General features: G+C 65.3%; 19 protein-coding genes. 9 read left to right on the top strand and 10 right to left on the bottom strand.

Features of this window, described 5'->3' with window-relative positions; genetic code table 11:
* Nucleotides 1-106: 106 nt before the first annotated feature.
* Nucleotides 107-472 carry a response regulator gene (locus tag FJV43_RS01190; RefSeq protein ID WP_028177873.1) on the top strand — a complete coding sequence of 122 codons (366 nt, stop codon included), beginning with the start codon at nt 107-109 and terminating at the stop codon, nt 470-472.
* Between the two features lie 14 nt (nt 473-486).
* Nucleotides 487-1,860 carry a PleD family two-component system response regulator gene (locus tag FJV43_RS01185; protein ID WP_131867980.1) on the top strand — a complete coding sequence of 458 codons (1,374 nt, stop codon included), beginning with the start codon at nt 487-489 and terminating at the stop codon, nt 1,858-1,860.
* Between the two features lie 297 nt (nt 1,861-2,157).
* Here FJV43_RS01185 and FJV43_RS01180 read toward each other — a convergent pair whose 3' ends face one another.
* Nucleotides 2,158-2,766 (bottom strand): TetR/AcrR family transcriptional regulator, encoded by a 609-nt coding sequence (locus tag FJV43_RS01180; protein WP_345946136.1) that lies wholly within the window; start codon nt 2,764-2,766, stop codon nt 2,158-2,160.
* Between the two features lie 129 nt (nt 2,767-2,895).
* On the opposite strand from FJV43_RS01180, the gene FJV43_RS01175 reads away from it, so the two are divergent.
* Complete coding sequence (locus FJV43_RS01175) at nt 2,896-4,134, top strand: MFS transporter (RefSeq protein WP_239624018.1); 1,239 nt, start codon at nt 2,896-2,898, stop codon at nt 4,132-4,134.
* A gap of 1,258 nt (nt 4,135-5,392) precedes the next feature.
* Here the strand turns inward: FJV43_RS01175 and rpmG are convergent.
* The 6 genes from rpmG to topA form a co-directional block, all read right to left on the bottom strand.
* Nucleotides 5,393-5,560 (bottom strand): 50S ribosomal protein L33, encoded by a 168-nt coding sequence (gene rpmG / locus FJV43_RS01170; protein ID WP_007603295.1) that lies wholly within the window; start codon nt 5,558-5,560, stop codon nt 5,393-5,395.
* Between the two features lie 207 nt (nt 5,561-5,767).
* Nucleotides 5,768-7,093 (bottom strand): LLM class flavin-dependent oxidoreductase, encoded by a 1,326-nt coding sequence (locus FJV43_RS01165; RefSeq protein ID WP_239624016.1) that lies wholly within the window; start codon nt 7,091-7,093, stop codon nt 5,768-5,770.
* Between the two features lie 341 nt (nt 7,094-7,434).
* A complete protein-coding gene (locus tag FJV43_RS01160; protein ID WP_239624015.1) occupies nt 7,435-8,187 on the bottom strand; it encodes an NUDIX hydrolase in 753 nt (250 codons plus the stop codon).
* 31 nt (nt 8,188-8,218) lie between these two features.
* The gene (locus FJV43_RS01155) at nt 8,219-8,659 is read right to left on the bottom strand and encodes a DUF983 domain-containing protein (RefSeq protein ID WP_239624013.1); all 441 of its coding nucleotides are present in this window, start codon (nt 8,657-8,659) and stop codon (nt 8,219-8,221) included.
* Nucleotides 8,653-10,989: a ribonuclease R gene (gene rnr, locus FJV43_RS01150; RefSeq protein ID WP_239624011.1), complete on the bottom strand. Its 2,337-nt coding sequence runs from the start codon at nt 10,987-10,989 to the stop codon at nt 8,653-8,655. Before rnr ends, FJV43_RS01155 begins: the two co-directional genes overlap by 7 nt.
* Before the next feature lie 7 nt (nt 10,990-10,996).
* Nucleotides 10,997-13,792 (bottom strand): type I DNA topoisomerase, encoded by a 2,796-nt coding sequence (gene topA / locus FJV43_RS01145; protein WP_239624009.1) that lies wholly within the window; start codon nt 13,790-13,792, stop codon nt 10,997-10,999.
* Between the two features lie 227 nt (nt 13,793-14,019).
* Between topA and FJV43_RS01140 the strand changes: the two genes are divergently transcribed.
* Nucleotides 14,020-14,259, top strand: a complete 240-nt coding sequence (locus tag FJV43_RS01140) for a hypothetical protein (protein ID WP_239624007.1) — start codon at nt 14,020-14,022, stop codon at nt 14,257-14,259.
* A gap of 211 nt (nt 14,260-14,470) precedes the next feature.
* Here FJV43_RS01140 and FJV43_RS01135 read toward each other — a convergent pair whose 3' ends face one another.
* On the bottom strand, nt 14,471-14,935 hold the full coding sequence (locus FJV43_RS01135; protein WP_239624005.1) for a helix-turn-helix domain-containing protein: 465 nt from the start codon (nt 14,933-14,935) through the stop codon (nt 14,471-14,473).
* A gap of 122 nt (nt 14,936-15,057) precedes the next feature.
* Between FJV43_RS01135 and FJV43_RS01130 the strand changes: the two genes are divergently transcribed.
* Together FJV43_RS01130 and FJV43_RS01125 are read left to right on the top strand one after the other, a co-directional pair.
* Complete coding sequence (locus FJV43_RS01130) at nt 15,058-15,831, top strand: SDR family oxidoreductase (RefSeq protein WP_239624003.1); 774 nt, start codon at nt 15,058-15,060, stop codon at nt 15,829-15,831.
* Between the two features lie 177 nt (nt 15,832-16,008).
* Entirely contained in the window at nt 16,009-16,176 is a 168-nt protein-coding gene (locus FJV43_RS01125) for a hypothetical protein (RefSeq protein ID WP_239624001.1), read from the top strand.
* Nucleotides 16,177-16,252: 76 nt separating this feature from the next.
* Here FJV43_RS01125 and FJV43_RS01120 read toward each other — a convergent pair whose 3' ends face one another.
* Nucleotides 16,253-16,861 carry an FMN-dependent NADH-azoreductase gene (locus tag FJV43_RS01120; protein WP_239623999.1) on the bottom strand — a complete coding sequence of 203 codons (609 nt, stop codon included), beginning with the start codon at nt 16,859-16,861 and terminating at the stop codon, nt 16,253-16,255.
* 83 nt (nt 16,862-16,944) lie between these two features.
* Between FJV43_RS01120 and FJV43_RS01115 the strand changes: the two genes are divergently transcribed.
* Complete coding sequence (locus FJV43_RS01115; protein ID WP_239623995.1) at nt 16,945-17,391, top strand: helix-turn-helix domain-containing protein; 447 nt, start codon at nt 16,945-16,947, stop codon at nt 17,389-17,391.
* Here the strand turns inward: FJV43_RS01115 and dprA are convergent.
* Nucleotides 17,388-18,530 carry a DNA-processing protein DprA gene (gene dprA / locus FJV43_RS01110; protein WP_239623994.1) on the bottom strand — a complete coding sequence of 381 codons (1,143 nt, stop codon included), beginning with the start codon at nt 18,528-18,530 and terminating at the stop codon, nt 17,388-17,390. The two genes, FJV43_RS01115 and dprA, sit on opposite strands and share 4 nt — an antisense overlap.
* A 91-nt stretch (nt 18,531-18,621) precedes the next feature.
* Between dprA and FJV43_RS01105 the strand changes: the two genes are divergently transcribed.
* Both FJV43_RS01105 and FJV43_RS01100 read left to right on the top strand, forming a co-directional pair.
* Complete coding sequence (locus FJV43_RS01105) at nt 18,622-19,863, top strand: amidase (protein WP_239623992.1); 1,242 nt, start codon at nt 18,622-18,624, stop codon at nt 19,861-19,863.
* A gap of 69 nt (nt 19,864-19,932) precedes the next feature.
* Nucleotides 19,933-20,790 (top strand): AraC family transcriptional regulator, encoded by an 858-nt coding sequence (locus FJV43_RS01100; RefSeq protein WP_239623990.1) that lies wholly within the window; start codon nt 19,933-19,935, stop codon nt 20,788-20,790.
* Nucleotides 20,791-20,799: the final 9 nt, after the last annotated feature.

The following is a 20,799-nucleotide window of genomic DNA, read 5'->3' as shown; positions in this document are numbered from 1 at the left end:
GAACTAGAGCGAATCTGAGGCTAGTTTGAATCCAGTTTTCGAAGCGCCGGAAAGCGGCGCCTGAGGCGTCACATGTATCCGGCTTCGTGCCAATCAGGAGGACGGGATGGCTAAGACCGTCCTGATCGTGGAAGACAACGAGCTCAACATGAAGCTCTTCCGCGACCTGTTGGAGGCGCATGGTTATCAGACTTCGGGCACCAGCAACGGTTACGAGGCGCTCGATCTCGTTCGCAAGATGCGGCCCGACCTCGTGCTGATGGATATCCAGTTGCCGCAGGTCTCCGGCCTCGAGGTGACGCGCTGGATCAAGGACGATCCGGAGCTGCGCGCCATTCCCATCGTCGCGGTCACGGCATTCGCGATGAAGGGCGACGAAGAGCGCATCCGCGAGGGCGGCTGCGAGGCCTATTTGTCCAAGCCGATCTCGGTCGGCAAATTCATTGAGACGGTCCGGCGTTTTATCGGATAGGAAGTGAGTTCAAAGTGTCCGCGCGTATCCTGGTTGTCGATGACGTTCCTGCCAACGTCAAACTCCTCGAAGCCCGCCTGTCCGCCGAATATTTCGACGTGATGACCGCTTCGAACGGCACCGAGGCGCTGGCGATCAGCCGGCGCGCCGAATGTGACATCATCCTGCTCGACGTGATGATGCCCGACATGGATGGTTTCGAAGTCTGCCGCCGCCTCAAGACCGATCCGGCCACGCATCACATTCCCGTCGTCATGGTGACGGCGCTCGACAGCCCCGCCGACCGCAACCGCGGCCTGGAAGCCGGCGCCGACGACTTCCTCACCAAGCCCGTCTCCGACGTCGTGCTGATCGCGCGCGTGCGCTCGCTGACCCGGCTGAAGATGATGACCGACGAGCTGCGCATGCGCGCCATCACCTCGCTCGAGATCGGCATGCAGACGCCGGAGCGCAGCGCCGTGGCCGACACCGGCAAGGGTGGCCGCATCCTGCTGGTGGACGACCGCGAGTCCTCCTACGAGCGGCTGGCGACCATCCTCGCCGCCGAGCACACCATCGACGTCGAGCCGAACCCGACGGAGGCGCTGTTCCACGCCGCCGAGGGCAATTACGACCTTCTGATCGTCTCGCTCGACCTCAACAATTTCGACGGCCTCAGGCTGTGCAGCCAGGCGCGCTCGCTGGAGCGCACGCGGCATGTGCCGATCCTGGCCATCGCCGACCCCGAGAACTCGACGCGGCTGCTCCGCGGCCTCGAGATCGGCGTCAACGACTACCTGCTGCGTCCGATCGACAAGACCGAGCTCTTGGCCCGCGCCCGCACCCAGATCCGCCGCCGCCGCTACACCGATCATCTGCGCGACAACGTGCAGAACTCGATCGAGATGGCGATCACCGACGCGCTCACCGGCCTGCACAATCGCCGCTACATGGAGAGCCATCTCGCGACCCTCGCCGAGCAGGCCTCGATCCGCGGCAAGCCCCTGGCGCTGATGATCCTCGACATCGACTATTTCAAGTCGATCAACGACAATTACGGCCACGATGCCGGCGACGACGTGCTGCGCGAGTTCGCGGTGCGTGTGCGCAAGTCGATCCGCGGCATCGATCTCGCCTGCCGCTACGGCGGCGAGGAGTTCGTCATCGTGATGCCGGAGACCGATCTTCACGTCGCCGGCATGGTCGCCGAGCGCCTGCGCCGCTCGATCGCCGGCGAGCCGTTCGCGATCCACAAGGGCACCAAGCGCATCGAGGTCACGATCTCGATCGGCCTCACCACGCTGGAGCGGAAGGGCGAGGCGGTTGCCGACGTCCTCAAGCGCGCCGACACTGCGCTCTATCGCGCCAAGCACGACGGCCGCAACCGGGTGGTGTCGCATGCGGCCTGAGGCCGCCGCGACACAAAAATTGCGAAAACAACCCCATGCACAGTAGCCGGCGCCAGTCGGATCAATGACTTACGCGGGTGGCAAAGAGGCATGCGCGGGTCGCGCGCCCGTTTGACTTGTCGGGCAAAACAGGAGCATGTTGGTAGGATCGAGACGGTCCTGCAAACTCCGCTGTCATTCCCCGCGAAAGCGCGGAATCCAGTCCACTGCAGCCTTTCGGTTCTAGCCTTGCTGCCTCTGGAATACTGGATCACCCGCCTTCGCGGGTGACGACACCGCATAACGCGGCGGCCGCGGCTATTGTGACGCGCGCCTGCCGCGCGTAGCAGCCGCCTTCGCATCATCGCCCACATCCACGCCCGCATTGCGCAGCAGCACCTTTGCCGCTTCCTTCGCGGCGCGCGCCATCGCGGGATCGTCGCGCACGAGATCCTGGGCGATGGAGCCGTCGACCAGCAGCACGAGCTGCGTCGCGAGCGCGTCCGGGTTCGCCACGCCGAGCTCGGTCAACCGCTCGCGAAACCAGATGCGGCGGCTTTCCTTGAAGGCGATCGCGATCTTTTTCACGGCGCGGTCCGTGGGGCCCAGCTCGGCGACTGCATTGACGAACGGGCAGCCGCGAAAATCTTTCGCCGCAAACCGCCGCTCCAGCGAATCGAAGGTGGCGAGGATCTGCTCGGCCGGCGGCTTGTCCGACGGGCGCTGAGCTACGAAGCGGCGCTCGAGATAGGCCGCGATCAGCGCGTCCTTGGACGGGAAGTGGTTGTAGAGCGTGCGCTTGGAGATGCCGATCTCGGCCGCGATGGTGTCGACGCCGATGGCGCGAATGCCTTGCAGATAGAACAGCTTGTCGGCGGTCTCGAGGATCCGCTCTTTCATCGTCTGTTGTTTGGGCGGGGGAGCCATGCGGTAGCACGCGTCCTGTTCGCTTGACAGCACCTGACATCCATAGCCTATGTAAACAGGTCTGTGTACCCAAAATCAACGGCAAAAGCAGACGACGGCATTTGCGCCGTGCCGACGAGGGAGAAGAAAATGCCCCTGCTGCAGGTCCTGCGTCCGACATTGCCGATCCTGATCGGGGCCTCGATCATGCTGACGCTGAGCATGGGGCTGCGGCAGAGCCTCGGGATCTTCATGCAGCCGCTGACGCATGACATCCACATTTCGATCTCGGATTTCACGCTGGCGCTGGCCGTGCAGAACCTCGCCTGGGGCTTTCTCCAGCCGCCCGCCGGCGCGCTCACCGCGCGCTACGGCTTCCGCCCGATCATGATCGCGGGCGCGCTGATGTACATTGCGGGGCTCGCGCTGATGGCAACCGCGAACGGGCTCGTCAGCATCATGATCGGAGCGGGCGTGCTGATCGGCACGTCGCTGGCCTGTACCGCGGCGGCGATTGCGATGTCGGTGGCGGCGCGCGCGGTGCCGGCAACGGTGCGCTCCACCGTGCTCGGCATCGTCTCCGGCGCGGGCTCGCTCGGCGCGCTCTTGTCGGCGCCGATCGGGCAGATGCTCAACGAGGGTTTCGGCTGGCGCGTTGGCCTTGCCGGATTCGTCATCATGTCGGTGCTGATGATCCCCGCCGCCTGGTATGCCGGCCGTGTCGACAGGATCCCGCTGCCTAAGCCGGCAGCCGACGAGATCGACGACGCCACGGCTGCGGCCGCGGCGAGAACCGCATTCGGCAATGCCTCCTTCGTGGTGATGACCTGCGCCTATCTCGTCTGCGGCATGCAACTCGTGTTCCTCACCACGCACCTGCCGTCGTACCTCGCGATCTGCGGCCTCGATCCCATGCTCAGCGCGCAGACTCTCGGCATGATCGGCGGCTTCAACGTGCTGGGCTCGCTATTCTTCGGCTGGGCCGGCCAGCGCTGGAACAAGCTGGCACTGCTCGGCGGCATCTACATCCTGCGCTCGCTGGCGCTCGCCTGGTATTTCACGCTGCCGGCGACGCCGTTCTCGACGCTGCTGTTCGGCGCGATCATGGGCTTTTTGTGGATGGGCGTCGGCCCGCTGGTCGCGGGCGCGGTCGCCGAGATGTTCGGCCTGCGCTGGCAGGCGATGATCCAGGGCCTCGCCTTCATGAGCCACCAGATCGGCAGCTTCCTCGGCGCCTATGGCGGCGGGGTGCTCTACGACGCGCTCGGCTCCTACACCATGGCCTGGCGCATCGGCGTGGCGCTGGGTCTTGCCGGCGGCATCGTGCAGGTCGCGTTCGCGCTGATCCGCCCATCGCAGCCGCCAGCGCCGGTGTTGCGGACGGCGTAGCAGGGCGGCTGGTCGCTTTCGTCAGCTTGGGAGCTTACAACGGACGCCGCGCAGTTTGGAGCGGACGTCGAGGGCCTCTGCTGAGGTCTGCGTTTTCGAGCGAAGTGGACACCGGTCGCGTCAAGAAAACGAGTCAAGACTCGAATCCAGAGCCGTTCCGATTCCATCGGAACGGGAAAGGCTTTTGGGTAACCAGGAATAGCGCCCCGGCGTAGCCCTATCGGACGCCATGTCGCAGTCTGCCTTGCTAGGAGTTGTCGGACGTCAAGTCGACTGATCACAAAACCGCTAGCACGCCCCTCGCCACAGGGACTAAGACATGGAATGGGCGGGCCATACGAAGCATTGGACACTTGAGACCGGAGCTAAGGTGTGGCTGAGAACCAATTCCGGATTTCACGATTATCCACCGGCAGGAACCGACCTGCCGATCATACTCGGTGATGCAACTGTCATCAGCACCCGGGTGGTGAGCTCGTCGCCGAGCAAGATTGTCCTTGAGCTGGACGACGGTCATCTCCGAAGTCTGACGCCGGGCGTTTCGGGCTTATCGCCTCGCGGATTTCCTGGCTCAGAGTGGATCGTGCAGCGGCGCGTGTAGCTAAGCGGTAGGCCGCTTGTCACGCGTCGAACGAAACGATTTGTACCGATCAATCTGGTTTGCGAGGCGGACCCAGCTTTGCGACAGAGACTTCAGGAGCCTTGCTTCAGTCTCGTCGCGCGCTGATTGCATCAAGCTGAGGCATTCAATGGACTGGGCTCGACAATGTTTCACCGTTTCCATGAATGCTACCCCACCCCAATCGCCAAACCTGTCCACCAGCTTGACATACTTCCGAGCGAAAATCTGTGGGCTGGCTCACATTTTTTATTGCGCCTGGTTCCGCCGCATCAAGTGCGCTGAGCGTGGTCGACAGCATCGAGCAAGCCAGCGCCTGTTTCGTGCGTTTCTTAGGCGCCTCTACAGGGTCGGTAAGTGTCAGTTCTGCGCCAATCGCGGCGAGTCTCGGGATACGAAAGGGACGAGTGCTGTCACCCTCATTCCGTCATTGCGAGCGCAGCGAAGCAATCGAGAGTGCCTCTGCGTAACGACTCTGGGTTGCTTCGTCGCAAGAGCTCCTCGCAATGACGCCGTGGAGAAAGAAAGAGTGCGCGTCGATCTCCTTCTCGTGCCCCGGACGCAGCGTAGCGTCCGTAGGGGAGAAAATGAAAACGGGGCCCGCGAGGGCCCCGTCAAAGTCTTCAACGTCCCGCGATCTTACTTGATCTTGGCTTCGCGGAATTCGACGTGCTTGCGCGCGACCGGATCGTACTTCTTCTTGACCAGCTTGTCGGTCATGGTGCGCGAATTCTTCTTGGCGACGTAGTAGAAGCCGGTGTCGGCCGAGGACACGAGCTTGACCTTGATGGTGACCGCTTTGGCCATGTTCTGAACCTCAGAATATCGGGGAATCTGGAGCCGGCCAAACGGCCCGCGTTGGCCGGCAACCTAGCCAGAAACCGCCTGATGTCAAGGTTTCGAAGCGTTTTCGAGCGAAGTGGACACCGGTTCGCGTCAAGAAAACGCGTCAAAACAACAACCTAGAGCCACGAAGGGGCTCTAGGCCCCGGAAAACCACTCAAAACGGGCCGATCAGGCCTCGAAGAACCGGTTTTTCGGCCGCGGCAGGCCCAGATTCTCCCTCAAAGTGGGCCCTTCATACTCTTTGCGGAAAATCCCGCGCTTCTGGAGCTCCGGGACGACCTTGTCGACGAAATCGTCGAGGCCGGCGGGCAGGAACGGGAACATGATGTTGAAGCCGTCAGAGCCGCGCCCGACCAGCCATTCCTCCATCTGGTCGGCGATGGTCTTTGCGGTGCCGACGAAGGACAGGCCGCCATAGCCGCCGACGCGCTGGGCGAGCTGGCGCACGGTGAGCTTTTCGCGGGCGGCGAGATCGATCATCCGCTGGCGGCCGCTCTTGCTGGCGTTGGTCTCGGGGATCTCCGGCAGCGGGCCGTCGGGATCGAAGCCGGAAGCATCGGTGCCGAGGATGACGGAGAGCGAGGCGATGGCGCTGTCGTAATGCACGCGGCTGTCGAGCAGGGCGCGCTTCTCCCGGGCCTCATCGACGCTGTCGCCGACCACGACGAAGGCGCCGGGCAGGATCTTCAGATGCTCGGGGTCGCGGCCGATCTTCTCCATGCGGCCCTTGATGTCGGCGTAGAGCTTCTGCCCGTCGGCAAGGCTGCCGCCGCCGGTGAACACGGCTTCCGCGGTCTCGGCCGCGAGCTGCTTGCCGTCTTCGGACGCGCCGGCCTGCACGATCACCGGCCAGCCCTGCACGGGCCGGGCGATGTTGAGCGGGCCGCGCACCTTCAGGTATTTGCCGTGGTGGTCGAGCGTGTGCATCTTGGCGGGATCGAAGAACAGGCCGCTCTCGACATCGCGCACGAAGGCGTCGTCGGCGAAGGAATCCCAGAGGCCGGTGACGACGTCGTAGAACTCGCGGGCGCGCTTGTAGCGCTCGGCGTGCTCCATGTGGTCGTCGAGGCCGAAGTTGAGTGCGGCGTCAGGATTCGAAGTGGTGACGATGTTCCAGCCGGCGCGGCCACCGCTGATGTGATCGAGCGAGGCGAAGCGGCGTGCGACGTGATAGGGCTCGTCGAAGGTGGTCGAGCCTGTCGCGATCAGGCCGATGCGCTCGGTGACGGCCGAGAGCGCCGACAGTAGCGTGAACGGTTCGAACGAGGTCACGGTGTGGCTGCGCTTGAGCGCGTTGATCGGCATGTTGAGGACGGCGAGGTGATCGGCCATGAAGAAGGCGTCGAACTTGCCGGCCTCGAGCTTTCGGATCAGCGTCTTGATGTGCGAGAAGTTGAAATTGGCGTCCGGCCACGCGCCGGGATAGCGCCAGGCGGCGGTGTGGATGCTGATCGGGCGCATGAACGCGCCAAGCTTGAGTTGCCGTTGTGCCATCGCCCGGGGTCCGTTCTTGGTGACGCTCGGGAAGACATAGGGACGCGGCGGAGCTCCGCCATTGGCGGACGGCGGGAAGATTATTTTGTTTTTCGATGTGCGCTCAGCACAATCTCGTCATTTCATTTGACGCCGTCGCCTGCGGCCATCCTTCGAGACGCCCGCCGTTGGCGGGCCCTCAGGATGAGGACTGAAGGCGCGGCGCCAGATTCAACAGGCAAGAATCCAACCTAGCCTCATCCTGAGGAGACCGCGAAGCGGTCGTCTCGAAGGACGAGGCGCGCGCTCGACGGCTGCCAAGAAGCAACTTGCAACGCTTCGGGAACGACGCCGAGAGCGGCTCAGCTCAAAATATCCTTCTGCATCCTGCCGCCGTAGAAATGGAAGAACGGCACCGGCGCCTCGTGGTGGAGCGGGCCGGTGGCAAGGCGGGCGTCGAGCTCGTTGAGCACGTTGCGCGTCATCGGATGCAGGTCGGCGAGCGGTTTCGAGCCGAGCTCGACCCAGACCAGCTCGACCAGCTCCGCATCGGCATGGATCACGCCCTCGACGCGATGGGTGATCGCGGAGGCGTCGGCGGTGAAGAAGCGGGTGTCGAACCGCTTGACGCGGCCGGGCGGGGTGATCGCGCGCGCGATCAGGAACAGGCCGGAGGGATCAGGCAGCAGGCCCGCATCCGCAAAGGGCTTCCAGGGGCCGTCGAGCCTCGTCACCTTGCCCTCGGCCTTGCGGCCGAGGCACAGGCCGGTTTCCTCACAGGCTTCGCGGATCGCGGCAATGGCGAGCGATTTCGCGCGCGAGGCCGGCGTCTTCGGGCTGCCCTTGGCGAGATTGGCCTCCAGCTCGGGCGTGATGGGCGCCGCGCAGGGCACGCGATAATCGGCCTTGTCGACGCGGCCGCCCGGGAAGACGAATTTTCCGGGCATGAACACCACCTTGTCGTGGCGCTTGCCGACCAGCACTTTCGGAATGGCGCCGCTGCGATCGACCAGGATCAGTGTCGCCGCATCCCGTGGGCGGAAATAGGGATGATGGTCGGCTTCCTTCTCCTCGTGGACCCTGGCTTTCTCCGCTGCCTGCGCAATATCCGTCATGTCCTCACCCAAACCGCTTCTTGCTTGTTGCTTACACAGGCGGAATACCATCCGGAGGGTTCTCGTCAAACCCGTGCATGCGCAGAGCCCATTGCAAGCCGACCACAGCTCCCTTTACCGGCTGCAGCAGCGCGAGCGAGGCGACGAGGGTGAAGGGCAGGTAGGCCGCGAAGCTGATCCAGACCGGCGTGGTGTAGTTGGTCTCGATCCACAAAACGCCCGGCACCACGACGTGGCCGACGATGACGATGACGAGATAGGCGGGCAGATCGTCGGCGCGATGCGGCGTGAAATCGAGGCCGCATGTCGCGCAATTGTCCGCCGTCTTCAGGAAGGCGCGGAACAGCTTTCCCTCGCCGCAGCGCGGGCAGCGGCCGCGAAAACCGCGCTTCATTGCCGTCCAGAGGTCGCGCTTCTCGACGAGACCGCTCTCGCGCGTCCAGATCTTCGGGGCCGTACTCATCGTCACCATGCCTTGCCCTTCTGTCCCTTGCCCTTGCTCTTCTTCCCCTTGCCGGGCTTTTTCTTCTCCGGCTTGCGTTTTCTCTCCGGGCTGCGTCCAGGATGCGGCTTGGATGATTTTCGCTGCGGGCGGAACGGCCTGCGCTCCCTTGGTGAGCTCTCGCTCTCCGACGACAGCAGCTCGAAGCGCAGTGCGCCCGCGATCGGGGCTGCTTCTATCAGACGGACGTCGACGACGTCACCGAGCTGATACGTCGTGCCGCTGCGTGTGCCGACCAGCGCGTGACGGCTCTCGTCATAGTTGAAATATTCCGTGCCGAGGGATCGGATCGGGATCAGCCCGTCGGCGCCGGTCTCGCTCAGCTTGACGAACAGGCCGGCGCGCGTGACGCCGGAGACGCGGCCCTGGAAACTTGCGCCGATGCGATCGGCGAGGTGATGGGCGATCAGGCGGTCGACGGTCTCGCGCTCCGCCTTCATCGCGCGCCGTTCGGTCACAGAGATGTGGGCGGCGACTTCGCTCAAGGTCTCCGGCGTCTCGCTGTCGGGCAGGGCACCTTCACCGAGGCCGAGCGCACGGACCAGCGCACGGTGCACGACGAGGTCGGCATAGCGGCGGATCGGCGAGGTGAAATGCGCATAGCGGCGCAGGTTCAGGCCGAAATGGCCGTAATTCTCGGAGGAATATTCGGCCTGCGCCTGGGCGCGCAGCACGACTTCGCTCACCAGCGGATAGTAGTCATGGCCTTCGAGCTGGGCCAGCACGCGGTTGAACAGCGTCGGGCGCAGCGCGCCTGATTTCGTGAAGGGGACGTCGAGCGTCTCCAGAAATTCCGCGAGCGCGTGCACCTTCTCCAGCGTCGGCTCGTCATGCACGCGGTAGATCAGCGGCAGCGATTTCTTCTCCAGCATCTCGGCTGCCGCAACGTTGGCGAGGATCATGAACTCCTCGATCAGCTTGTGCGCATCGAGCCGCTCAGGCACGACGACGCGGTCGACCGTGCCGTCGCTTCTGAGCAGGATCTTGCGCTCGGGCAGATCGAGATTGAGCGGATCGCGCTCGTCGCGTGCGCGCTTGGCGCAGGCATAGGCGGCATAGAGCGGCTTCAGGATCGGCTCGAGCAGGGGGCCGGTCGTGTCATCCGGCCGCCCGTCGATCGCGGCCTGGGCCTGCGCGTAGCTCAACTTGGCCGCCGAGCGCATCAGGATGCGGTGGAAGCTGTGCGAGCGCTTGCGCCCGTCGGGGCCGAGCACCATGCGAACCGCGAGCGCGCCGCGCGGCTCGCCGGGCACCAGCGAGCAGAGATTGTTGGAGATGCGCTCGGGCAGCATCGGCACGACGCGGTCGGGGAAATAGACCGAATTGCCGCGGTCGAGCGCGTCGCGGTCGAGCGCAGTGCCGGGCCGGACGTAGAAGCTGACATCGGCGATGGCGACGTTGACGATGAAGCCGCCCTTGTTGTTGGGATCGTCGTCGGGCTGCGCCTGCACCGCGTCGTCGTGATCTTTTGCGTCCGGCGGATCGATCGTGACGAGCGGGACGTCGCGCCAGTCCTCGCGTCCCTTGAGATTGGCGGGCTCGGCCGCCTCCGCCTCGTGCTCGGCGGCGGCGGAGAATTGCAGCGGGATGTCGTGAGCGTAGATCGCGATCAGGCTGATCGCCTTCTCGGACTTGACCGAGCCGAGCTTCTCCTTGACGCGGCCTGAGGCCAGGCCGAAGCCGCGCGAGCGGACGATGTCGACGCTGACGAGGTCGCCATCCTGCGCGCCACCTGTATCGGCCTTGGCGATGTTCAGCTCACGGTCGGCGAATTTCTTGTCGACGGGAACGAGCCGTCCGCCGCCTTCGGGAAGCTCGCGGAACACGCCGAGGATGCGGCTCTTGGCCTTGTCGATGACCTTGATGATGCGGCCGCGCCAGGCGGGGCCTTCGGTCTCCTCCGAGCGCTCGATGCGCAGCAGCGCGCGGTCGCCGACACCGGCGGCGGTGCCGGGTTTGGGCCGGCGCGGCATCTCGATGAGGATCTTCGGCGGCTCGCCGCTCTCGACCTCGTCCCATTCGGCGGGAGAGGCGATCAATTCGCCGTCGCTGTCGCGGCCGGTGATGTCGGCGAGCAGCGTCGGCGGAAGCGTGTCCGGCTCCGAGATCGTGTGGCGCTTCGTCTTGACGATGCCGTCGTCGGCGAGCTCGCGCAGCATGCGCCTGAGCTCGGCACGGTCGGCGTTCTTCAGGCCGAACTCGCGTGCAATTTCGCGGGTCCCGACCTTTCCCTGATTTGCCTTGATGAAGGCGACGATGGCGTTCCTGTCGGGAAAGCCATGGTCATTCTTGCGTTTCACTTAGCCTCTAACTCTTGCCGGCACTCTTCTTGGCCGGAGTATTTGCAGGATTCTTGGGGGCGGCTGCCTTGGTCGGTGACGTCTTGGCAGTCGACGACACGGCGGCGCGCGCCTTGCTGGTGGATTCGGATTTGGTTTTGGCCGCGGCTTTCTTCGCGGCCGGCGTCTTCGGTTTCGGCGCGGCGTCTTCGCCGTCCGCTGTTCTCTCTGCAGTCTTCCTGGCCTTGGCCGGCTTGGCCGCTTTCTTCGCCTTGGTGGTCTTGGCCTTGCCGCCGCCCTTGCCGCCGCCCTTGCCACCGCCCTTGGCGGCGCGCTCGTCGATCAGCGCGATCGCCTGCGGCAGGGTGATGGTATCCTTCTCGAACTCGGCCGGGATCGTCGCGTTGACGCCGCCGGCCGTGACATAGGCGCCGTAGCGGCCGCTCTTGACGGTGACGGTGCCGAGCGTCGGATGATCGCCGAGCGCCTTGCCGGGATCCGCGCCGAAGCGGCGGCTCGGGCCCTTGGCGACCTTTTCCGCGATCAACGTCACCGCGCGGTTGAGGCCGATGTCGAACACTTCGTCGCCGGCTTCCAGGCTGGCGTAGGTCTTCTCGTGCTTCACGAACGGCCCGAAGCGGCCGAGGCCGGCGACGATCGGCTGGCCGGTTTCCGGGTGCTTGCCGATCTCACGCGGCAGCGACAGCAGTTTCAGCGCGAGCTCGAGATCTACATCGCCGGGCGAGGTACCCTTCGGGATGCCGGCGCGCTTGGGCTTCTCGCCTTCCGCATAATCTTTCTGCTCGCCGAGCTGGATGTAGGGCCCGAAGCGGCCGGCCTTGACCCAGACGTCGAAGCCGGTGTCGGGATCCTGACCAAGCGAACGGTCGGCGGTCGCCTCGCTGTCGGCGGCGAGCTGACGGGTGTAGCGGCATTCCGGATAGTTCGAGCAGCCGACGAAGGCGCCGAACTTGCCGGCCTTGAGGTTCAGCCGGCCGGTGCCGCAGTTCGGGCACTGGCGGACGTCGCCGCCATCGGCGCGCGGCGGATAGATGTGCGGCCCCAGCATCTCGTCGAGCACGTCGAGCACCTGCGCGACGCGCAAATCCTTGATGTCGTCGACGGCGCCGATGAAGTCGCGCCAGAAATCCTTGAGCACCTGCTGCCAGGAAATCTCGTTGTTGGAGATGCGGTCGAGCTGTTCTTCAAGGGCCGCGGTGAAATCGTATTCGACATAGCGGCTGAAGAAGCTCTCCAGGAACGCGATCACGACGCGGCCCTTGTCCTCGCCGTGCAGGCGCTTCTTCTCCAGCTTGACGTAGCCGCGGTCCTTCAGGACCTGGAGGATCGAGGCATAGGTCGAGGGCCGGCCGATGCCGAGCTCTTCCATGCGCTTGACGAGGGATGCTTCCGAGAAGCGCGGCGGCGGCTCGGTGAAGTGCTGGGTGACGGACAGACTCTGCCGCTTCAGGGCGTCGTTCGGGCTCATCGCGGGCAGGCGGCGGGAATCCTCGTCTTCCTCGTCGTCGCGGCCTTCCTGGTAGAGCGCCAGGAAGCCGTCGAACTTGACGACCTGGCCGGTGGCGCGCAGCTCCAGCGTGCGGGAGCCTGCCTTCGCCACGATGTCGACCGTGGTGCGCTCGAGTTCGGCGGATTCCATCTGGCTCGCGATCGTTCGCTTCCAGATCAGCTCGTAGAGCTTCGCCTGATCAGCATCGAGCTTGCGGCTCAGGCTGTCGGGGCGGCGGGAGAGGTCGGTCGGGCGGATCGCTTCGTGCGCTTCCTGGGCGTTCTTGGCCTTGGCCTGGTACTGGCGGGGCGCATCGGGCACGTAGGCGTTGCCGTAATCCTCGCCGATCACCTTGCGCGCCTGGGTGATCGCGGACGGATCGATCTGCACGCCGTCGGTACGCATATAAGTAATGAGTCCGGTGGTCTCGCCGCCGATGTCGATGCCCTCATAAAGGCGCTGGGCGATGCGCATCGTGTGCGCCGGCGCAAAGCCGTATTTGCGGCTGGCTTCCTGCTGCAGCGTCGAGGTGGTGAAGGGCGCCTGCGGATTGCGCCGGGCCGGCTTGGCATCGACCGCGGTCACGGTGTAGCTGGCTGCCTCCAGCGCCTTCTTGAAGTCTTCGGCTTCGGCGCCGGTGCCGATGTCGAGACGCTGGATCTTCTTGCCGTCGGCGCCGACGAGGCGGGCCTCGAACGTGTCGCCGCGCGGGGTGAGCAGGGTCGCGATCAGCGACCAATATTCGCGCGGCACGAACTTCTCGATCTCGAGCTCGCGGTCGCAGACGAGGCGCAGCGCCACCGACTGCACGCGGCCGGCCGAGCGCGCGCCCGGCAGCTTGCGCCACAGCACGGGGGAGAGGGTGAAGCCGACCAGGTAGTCGAGCGCGCGGCGCGCCATGTAGGCGTCGACCAGCGCGCCGTCGATCTGGCGCGGATGCTTCATCGCATCGGAGACCGCCTGCTTGGTGATGGCGTTGAACACCACCCGCTCGATCTTGTGGTCCTTCAGCGCGCGCTTTTCCTTCAGCACCTCCAGCACGTGCCAGGAGATGGCCTCGCCCTCGCGATCAGGGTCGGTGGCGAGAATCAGGCGGTCGGCGCCCTTCAGGGACCGGGCAATCTCGTTGAGCCGGCCGGCCGCCTTGGGATCGACCTCCCAGATCATCTTGAAATTGGCATCGGGATCGACGGAGCCGTTCTTCGCGGGCAGGTCGCGGACATGGCCGAACGAGGCCAGAACCTCATAGGACGAGCCCAAATATTTGTTGATCGTCTTGGCTTTCGCCGGCGACTCCACGATGACGATATTCATGTAGTTCCAGTAACTTACGGGGAAATCTTGGGCCGAAAACGAAAGGACTCGGGTCGGCCGTTTCGACCCGAACATGGGTGGTGCGGCCTCCGCTGTCAAATCGAGGGGTGTTGAGAGCCGCCCCGATGGGAAAAGTTTCATATCGAGAAAGTTGCAGAATACCACCTTGGAGTTGCGGTCGATGTGGGCGTAATGTTGCTGCTGGGGCCATGGATTCGGGTGGGGTCTTGGTAACTAAGCCAAAGAAACGGAAGCGTGCCGCGTCGGGCGCGCGGGGAGGCTCGCGTCACGAGGAACCAGGGGAGGGCGGCGCGGACGAGGCGGTCGCCTTCATCGCCGAGCAGACCGGAGCATTGCGCAAGCTCGCCGAGCGCCACAAGCTTGACGTTCTGCATTATCTCCTGGGCATGACCAAGCTGGAGGCTGACGAGCATCTGCGGCTGCGGACCAAGCGCAAGCTGTCGTGAGCCTTGCGTCATTGTCAGTCCCGTCATCCTGAGGCGCGAGTGGCGCGATGCCAGGCATCGCGCCGGGAGCCTCGAAGGATGAACGGCCGAGATGCAGCCGCGCGGAGAAAGCCGGGCCGTCGCCCTTCGAGGCTCGCCGAAGAGGCGAGCACCTCAGGCTGACGGTGAGAAATTGGGGGCAATGACGCTGTGGCGGGCCACGCGTGCGCCGTCAAGCCGACCGCCGTCGCGCCGGCCGCGGCTTCAGCGTGGTGTCGGCGGGACTGAGCAGCCGCCCGTCCTCGGCGCGCATTTCCAGCTTCTTCACCGGGCGGCCTCTCGCACGATCGACCAGGATGGTCGCGATCTCCTCGGGGTGATCGTCGAACGCCTCGCTCCATTGCCGCAGCGCGACCAGAATCGGGAAGGTGCCGCGGCCCTTCGGCGTCAGCAGATATTCCTGATAGGCGCTGCCGTCGGAGGCGGGGGCGGTCTCGAGAATGCCGTGGTCGACCAGCGATCGCAGGCGGGCCGACAGGATGTTCTTGGCCATGCCGAGCCTGCTCTGAAACTCGCCGAAGCGGCGGACGCCGAACAGCGCCTCGCGGATGATCAGCAGCGACCACCAGTCGCCGAGCGCCTCCAGCGAGCGTGCGATCGGGCAGGAATCGCCCTCGAAGCTGGTTCGTTTCACCATCGCGGTCTGTCCTGTCGCGTTCGCACGGCGCCGGCGCCGATCACGCGCTTGTGTGGTTGCATCATAAAACCATATGCCCTAGATGGCAACATAGTTTCATCATGCAACTACTGGAGGCGAGCGTGAGACTGAAAGACAAGACGGCATTGATTACGGGCGGCAACAGCGGCATCGGGCTTGCGACGGCAAAGCTGTTCGCGGCCGAAGGCGCCAAGGTGGTGATCACGGGGCGCAACAAGCAGACGCTGGAGGCTGCCGCGAAGGAACTCGGGCCGAACGCGCTCGCACTCGCCGCAGATGCCACCGACATCGCCGCGACCGAAGCTGCCATCAAGCAGGGCGGGGAAAAGTTCGGCAAGTTCGATATCGTGTTTGCCAATGCCGGCATCGCCGGCGGCACGCCGCTGGGCTCGGCGACGCCCGAAGTCTTCGAGAAGGTCATCAGCACCAATCTGACCGGCGTGTTCTTCACCGTGCAGTCGGCGCTGCCCTATCTCAACGACAATGCCTCGATCATCCTCAACGGTTCGGTGATCTCCGTGCTCGGCATTCCCGGTTACTCCGCTTACGGTGCCGCGAAGGCCGGCGTGCGGGCGATGGCGCGGATCATGGCCTCGGAGCTGTCGCCGCGCGGAATCCGCGTCAATGTCGTGGCGCCCGGCGCGATCCGTACCCCGATCTGGGGCCCCGCGACCGCGACGCCCGAAGCCGAGAAGGCGTTCGAGAAGCGGATCGCGCTATCGACGCCGCTCGGCCGCATCGGTGAAACGGATCACGTTGCGAAGACGGTGCTGTTCCTCGCCTCCGATGATTCCGCGCATGTGCAGGGCCAGGAAATCTTCGTCGATGGCGGCGCGGTGGCCTCCCCGAGCGGCGCGCCGATCTATCGCGGCTGATCAAACCAGGCGAAATCGAACTGGCCGGCGCAGTCTATGGGTTGCGCCGACCGGTTCCGACGTCTTGCGGGATCATTGACTGAACCTAACCTTTGCGCGCGGTGTTGAACCTTCGCGCGAGCTGGAACGACCCTTTTATGGGAAGGGGCAGACTCATTACTTATAAGGAGTCTAGCCATGCCGAAGGCAGCCCGCTTTTTCTCGTCGCCTTCATCGCCGCGCATCTTCACCGAAAGATCCGCCGTTCCGGCCAAGCGCTCCGACACGTCCGAGTTCGTCGCCATCGCGTTGTTTTCCGGCATTGGCCTGTTCGTCTCGCTCGTTGCCGTGATCCTGGGCATTTAGGGCGTCTGGTTCCAGCTTTGCAGATCGTGCAGCCGTCAGCCGCCGCATTTCGGCGGCGGCCGATCTCGGCGCGGCGTCAGGCCGCCCGCAGGCTGATGGCCGCTTGAAGCGCGCCCGCGAGCGCTTTCTCGCGGTGATCCGGTCCGACCTGGATGCCGTCGGCGATGATGAATTCGGCATTGTGGATGCCCATGAAGCCGAACACGCCGCGCAGATAGCTTTCGAGATGCTCCAGCGCTGCAGCGGGCGAGCCCGCGCCGTAATAGCCGCCACGCGAGATCGCGACGATCACGCGCTTGCCGCCGGCGAGTCCCTCCGGCCCGGCCGCGCCATACTTAAAAGTCTTCCCCACCACCATGATGCGGTCGATCCAGGCCTTGAGCTGGCTCGGAATGGTGAAGTTGTACATGGGGGCACCGACGACGACGACGTCGGCGCCCAGGAACTCGTCCAGCACGGCCGCGCTTGCGGCAAGATCGGGCGCGAGTTCCGCCGGCGCGGGGGCGCCTTGCGCGGCCGCGAGATGCGAGCCGGAGAGATGGGCAAGCGGGGTCTGGGTCAGGTCGCGATAGGTTACGTCGAGACTGGGCGTCGCCTGCCGGAGCCGGTCGACGATGGCGGCGGAGACCTGCCGGCTGACGGAGTGGGGGCCGAGGACGCTGGAGTCGATGTGGAGCAGTTTCATTTGGGGTCACCCTGGTATAGGTTTGTAACCAGCGCTACATGAGTGACTGTCGAAATCCCCGCAAGAACGCACTTTTTTGAGCCATGGGCACATCATTGAAACCTGAGAACACCGATTTGCCTGCTCCGCCGAGGCCAAATCCAAGGCCAAATCAGCGTCCCGAGCCAATGCCGGATCCCAACCATGCGGACTGCCGCGGGGTCGCCTCCATCCTGTCCCGCGTCGGCGACAAATGGAGCGTGTTCGTCATCATGATGCTCAGCGACGGGCCGAAGCGCTTCAACGAGCTGAAGCGAATGATCAACGGCATCTCGCAGCGGATGCTGACCTTGACGCTGCGCGGCCTCGAGCGCGACGGCCTCGTCACGCGCACGATCTTCCCGACCATCCCGCCCCGCGTCGATTACGAGCTCACCGATCTCGGCCGCGGTCTTCAGCAGCCGGTGAAGGCCCTCGGCGAGTGGGCGATCGAGCACCAGGCGCAGATCGCGGCCGCGCGCACGCGGTTCGACGAGCGCAACGACGGCTAAAGCAGCGAGACCAACCCGCCACCGTGGCGCTCGAGCCTGCCGGCCAGTTCGAGCTCCAGCAGCACTGTGCGCACGATCGCGGGCGAGGCGCCGGACATCCGCACGAGATCATCGATCGTAACAGGCGCCGGACCGAGCAGGTTGGTGATCTGATCGCGGTCATGGCCCTGCGGATCGCTCTCGAACGGCTCGCTGTCGGGCTCGCCCGCGGGATGCATCAGCGGCCGCTCCATGATCGACTGTACCGCGTTGATGATGTCGGCGGCCTCGGTGACGAGCGTCGCGCCCTGCTTGATCAGATCGTTGGCGCCGGCCGCGCGCGGATCGAGTGGCGAGCCGGGCACCGCGAACACCTCGCGGCCCTGTTCGGCCGCCATGCGCGCGGTGATCAGCGAGCCCGAGCGGTGCGCCGCCTCCACCACGACGACGCCGAGCGAGGCGCCCGAGATCAGCCGGTTGCGGCGGGGAAAGTCGCGGGCGCGCGGCTCGTGGCCGAGCGGCATCTCGGAGATCGCAGCGCCGGCGTGACCGAGGATCGCGGCGAGCAGATCGCCATGCTCGGGCGGATAGATGCAATCATGCCCGCCGGCCAGCACCGCGATGGTGCCGCTCTCGATGCTGGCGCGATGCGCGGCCTGATCGACGCCGCGGGCGAGGCCCGAGATGACGACGAAGCCGGCCTCGCCGAGTTCGCGCGCGAGCTGGCCGGCGAACTTCAAGCCGGCGCCCGAGGCGTTGCGCGAGCCGACGATCGCGATCATCGGCCGCGTCAAGGTTTTCGTGTCGCCGCGCACGGCGAGCAGCGGCGGCGCATCGTCGATCATCGCCAGCCGCGCCGGATAGCCGTCCTCGCCGGGCGCCAGCCAGGCGATGCCGAACTTGCGGCTTGCGGCAAGCTCGGCCTTCGCTTCATCGGCACTACAGATGCGACCCGTTCGCTGCGCACCGCCGCGGCGGGCGAGATCCGGCAGTCGCTCCAGCGCGGCGCGCGGGCTGCCGAAATGGTCGACCAGCGAACGGAAGGTGCGCGGCCCGACATTGTCGGAGCGGATCAGCCGCAGGCGGTCGATCCTGTCAGGCTCCGTCAGCTCCACGCTGGGATTGATGGCGTCCACGGTGTCTCCTTGCAGGGACAGCATGGAACAACCTGAGGGCGTTGCGCAACAGTCACCTGCGCTTGCGCGACCTTGCTGCGATGCTAAAAGCGATCCCAATAAGAAGGGTTTTGCCATGATCTCACTTGCCGACCTCCAGCGCCGCATCGAAGCGGGCGAGCTTTCGCCTGACGCCGCCATCGCGCAATCGCATGCGGCGATCGAAGCCAAGGAGAAGGACGTCCACGCCTTCGTCCGCCACGACAAATCGGCGAAGGCGCAAGGCTCCGGGCCGCTGCGCGGCATCGCGGTTGGCATCAAGGACATCATCGACACCGCCAACATGCCGACCGAGATGGGCTCGGAGATCTACCGCGGCTGGCAGCCGCGCGCCGATGCGCCGGTCGTGATGATGCTGAAGCGGGTAGGGGCCACCATCATCGGCAAGACCACCACGACCGCGTTCGCCTCGCGCGATCCGACGCCGACGCGCAATCCCCACAATACAGGTCATTCGCCGGGCGGATCCTCCTCGGGCTCGGCGGCGGCCGTCGGCGCCGGGATGATCCCGCTGGCGCTGGGCACCCAGACCGGCGGCTCGGTGATCCGGCCCGCCGCCTATTGCGGGACGGCCGCGATCAAGCCGTCGTTCCGGATGCTGCCGACGGTCGGTGTGAAATGCTACTCGTGGGCGCTCGACACCGTCGGCCTGTTCGGCGCGCGCGCTGAGGATCTCGCGCGTGGGCTGCTCGCGATGACGGGGCGCACGGAGTTCTCCGGCATCGTCGCGGCGAAATCGCCGCGGATTGGCGTGGTCAGGCAGGAATTCGCGGGCGCCGTGGAGCCGGCGGCCGAGCAGGGGCTGCAAGCTGCCATCAAGGCGGCCGAGCGCGCCGGTGCCAGCGTGCAGACCATCGATCTGCCCGAGGCGGTGCAGGAAGCCTGGCGCATCCATCCTGTCATTCAGGATTTCGAGGCGCATCGCGCGATGGCCTGGGAGTTTTCCGAGCGTCACGACGAGATAGCGCCGATGCTGCGCGCCAGTCTCGATGCGACGGTCGGGCTGACGCCGAAGGAGTATGACGAGGCGCGCCGGGTCAGCCGTCGCGGCCGCCGCGAGCTCGGCGAGCTGTTCGAGGGTGTCGACGTGCTCTTGACCTATTCGGCGCCGGGCACGGCGCCGGCCAAGGAGCTCGCGACCACAGGCGATCCTCGCTACAACCGGCTCTGGACGCTGATGGGCAATCCTTGCGTCAACGTGCCGGTGCTGAAGGTCGGTGGCCTGCCGATCGGTGTGCAGGTGATCGCCCGCTTCGGCAACGACGCGCACGCGCTTGCGACGGCGTGGTTCCTGGAGAACGCGCTGGCGCGGGCGTGAGCGTGCCCTCAACTGTATGTGAACGCGGCGGAGGCAACTGCGCCGCCGCTCGGACGACCAACTGAATTCATGGCTCTCCCGCACCGACAGGGTCCGCGCGGCCCACAATTCTTCGCTGCGAGCGAAAGTCTCGGCGAGATCGTCGAGGCGCTTTGTGATGTCGATCTCGCGGATGCCGCGACCGCCTGCGCGCGAACGATCAAGGTGCTACCGGCGACGTCGCCGGTGCTGATCGTGCACTATCGATCGCCAATGGCCTCGCAACGCGGAGTCTACAAGCGCACCGTCAAAGGCATGCACACGCGCGCGGCGGCGCTGAAGCCGAGTGGTCCGGTCGGTGTCGTGCTGGTGCGGTTGAAGCCCGAGGCGGCCGATCGCGTGCTCGGGGTCAAGCCTGCCGAGCTGCTCGATGCCAGCGTCGAAATCTCAGATATCTTCGGCGACAACGCTGCTGCATGTCTTGAAGAACGCCTCGCCGGGGCTGGCAGCGCGGCTGCGCGCGTGACTTGCATGCAGGGCTTTCTCGAGCAGAGGCGGAGGCCGTCACGGCTCGATCCGCTGGTTGCACAGGCGATGCGGGCTATCAGGCGGAATCCGGCGATCTCGATGCGCGGGCTCGCCGATTGCCTCGATGTCGGCGAACGCAGCCTTCAGCGCCGCTTCAAGACCGAGACCGGTGCGAGCGCGAAGCGGTTCGCACGGATCGAGCGGATGCTGCAGGCGATCGCCGCGCGCCGGTCCGGCGCCGATTGGGCCGATGTCGCGCATGCATGCGGGTTCACCGACCAGGCGCATCTGATCCGCGACTTTCGCACTTTCGCAGGAAGCTCGCCGGAGGTGTTCTGCCGGCGTGTTGCGGCCGACAGAGTGCAGGGGTGGAATGACGAACTCGCCTCGTCGGATTTTTACAATACGTTCGTTGCCTAGGCCGCTACC

It is taken from the genome of Bradyrhizobium sp. I71 (assembly GCF_022354745.1).
Lineage (GTDB): Bacteria > Pseudomonadota > Alphaproteobacteria > Rhizobiales > Xanthobacteraceae > Bradyrhizobium > Bradyrhizobium liaoningense.
The sequence above is the reverse complement of the archived record's forward strand: the minus strand, read 5'-3'. Positions and strand labels throughout refer to the sequence as shown.

Bases quoted from the DNA above. Each gene is read 5' to 3' on its own strand.
- FJV43_RS01165 (WP_239624016.1), bottom strand. From the start codon at position 7,093: ATGGCACAACGGCAACTCAAGCTTGGCGCGTTCATGCGCCCGATCAGC.
- FJV43_RS01115 (WP_239623995.1), top strand. From the start codon at position 16,945: ATGGGCACATCATTGAAACCTGAGAACACCGATTTGCCTGCTCCGCCG.
- FJV43_RS01125 (WP_239624001.1), top strand. From the start codon at position 16,009: ATGCCGAAGGCAGCCCGCTTTTTCTCGTCGCCTTCATCGCCGCGCATC.
- FJV43_RS01105 (WP_239623992.1), top strand. From the start codon at position 18,622: ATGATCTCACTTGCCGACCTCCAGCGCCGCATCGAAGCGGGCGAGCTT.
- FJV43_RS01135 (WP_239624005.1), bottom strand. From the start codon at position 14,935: ATGGTGAAACGAACCAGCTTCGAGGGCGATTCCTGCCCGATCGCACGC.
- FJV43_RS01120 (WP_239623999.1), bottom strand. From the start codon at position 16,861: ATGAAACTGCTCCACATCGACTCCAGCGTCCTCGGCCCCCACTCCGTC.
- FJV43_RS01155 (WP_239624013.1), bottom strand. From the start codon at position 8,659: ATGGTGACGATGAGTACGGCCCCGAAGATCTGGACGCGCGAGAGCGGT.
- FJV43_RS01160 (WP_239624015.1), bottom strand. From the start codon at position 8,187: ATGACGGATATTGCGCAGGCAGCGGAGAAAGCCAGGGTCCACGAGGAG.
- FJV43_RS01100 (WP_239623990.1), top strand. From the start codon at position 19,933: ATGGCTCTCCCGCACCGACAGGGTCCGCGCGGCCCACAATTCTTCGCT.
- FJV43_RS01175 (WP_239624018.1), top strand. From the start codon at position 2,896: ATGCCCCTGCTGCAGGTCCTGCGTCCGACATTGCCGATCCTGATCGGG.
- topA (WP_239624009.1), bottom strand. From the start codon at position 13,792: ATGAATATCGTCATCGTGGAGTCGCCGGCGAAAGCCAAGACGATCAAC.
- FJV43_RS01180 (WP_345946136.1), bottom strand. From the start codon at position 2,766: ATGGCTCCCCCGCCCAAACAACAGACGATGAAAGAGCGGATCCTCGAG.
- dprA (WP_239623994.1), bottom strand. From the start codon at position 18,530: ATGCTGTCCCTGCAAGGAGACACCGTGGACGCCATCAATCCCAGCGTG.
- rpmG (WP_007603295.1), bottom strand. From the start codon at position 5,560: ATGGCCAAAGCGGTCACCATCAAGGTCAAGCTCGTGTCCTCGGCCGAC.
- FJV43_RS01190 (WP_028177873.1), top strand. From the start codon at position 107: ATGGCTAAGACCGTCCTGATCGTGGAAGACAACGAGCTCAACATGAAG.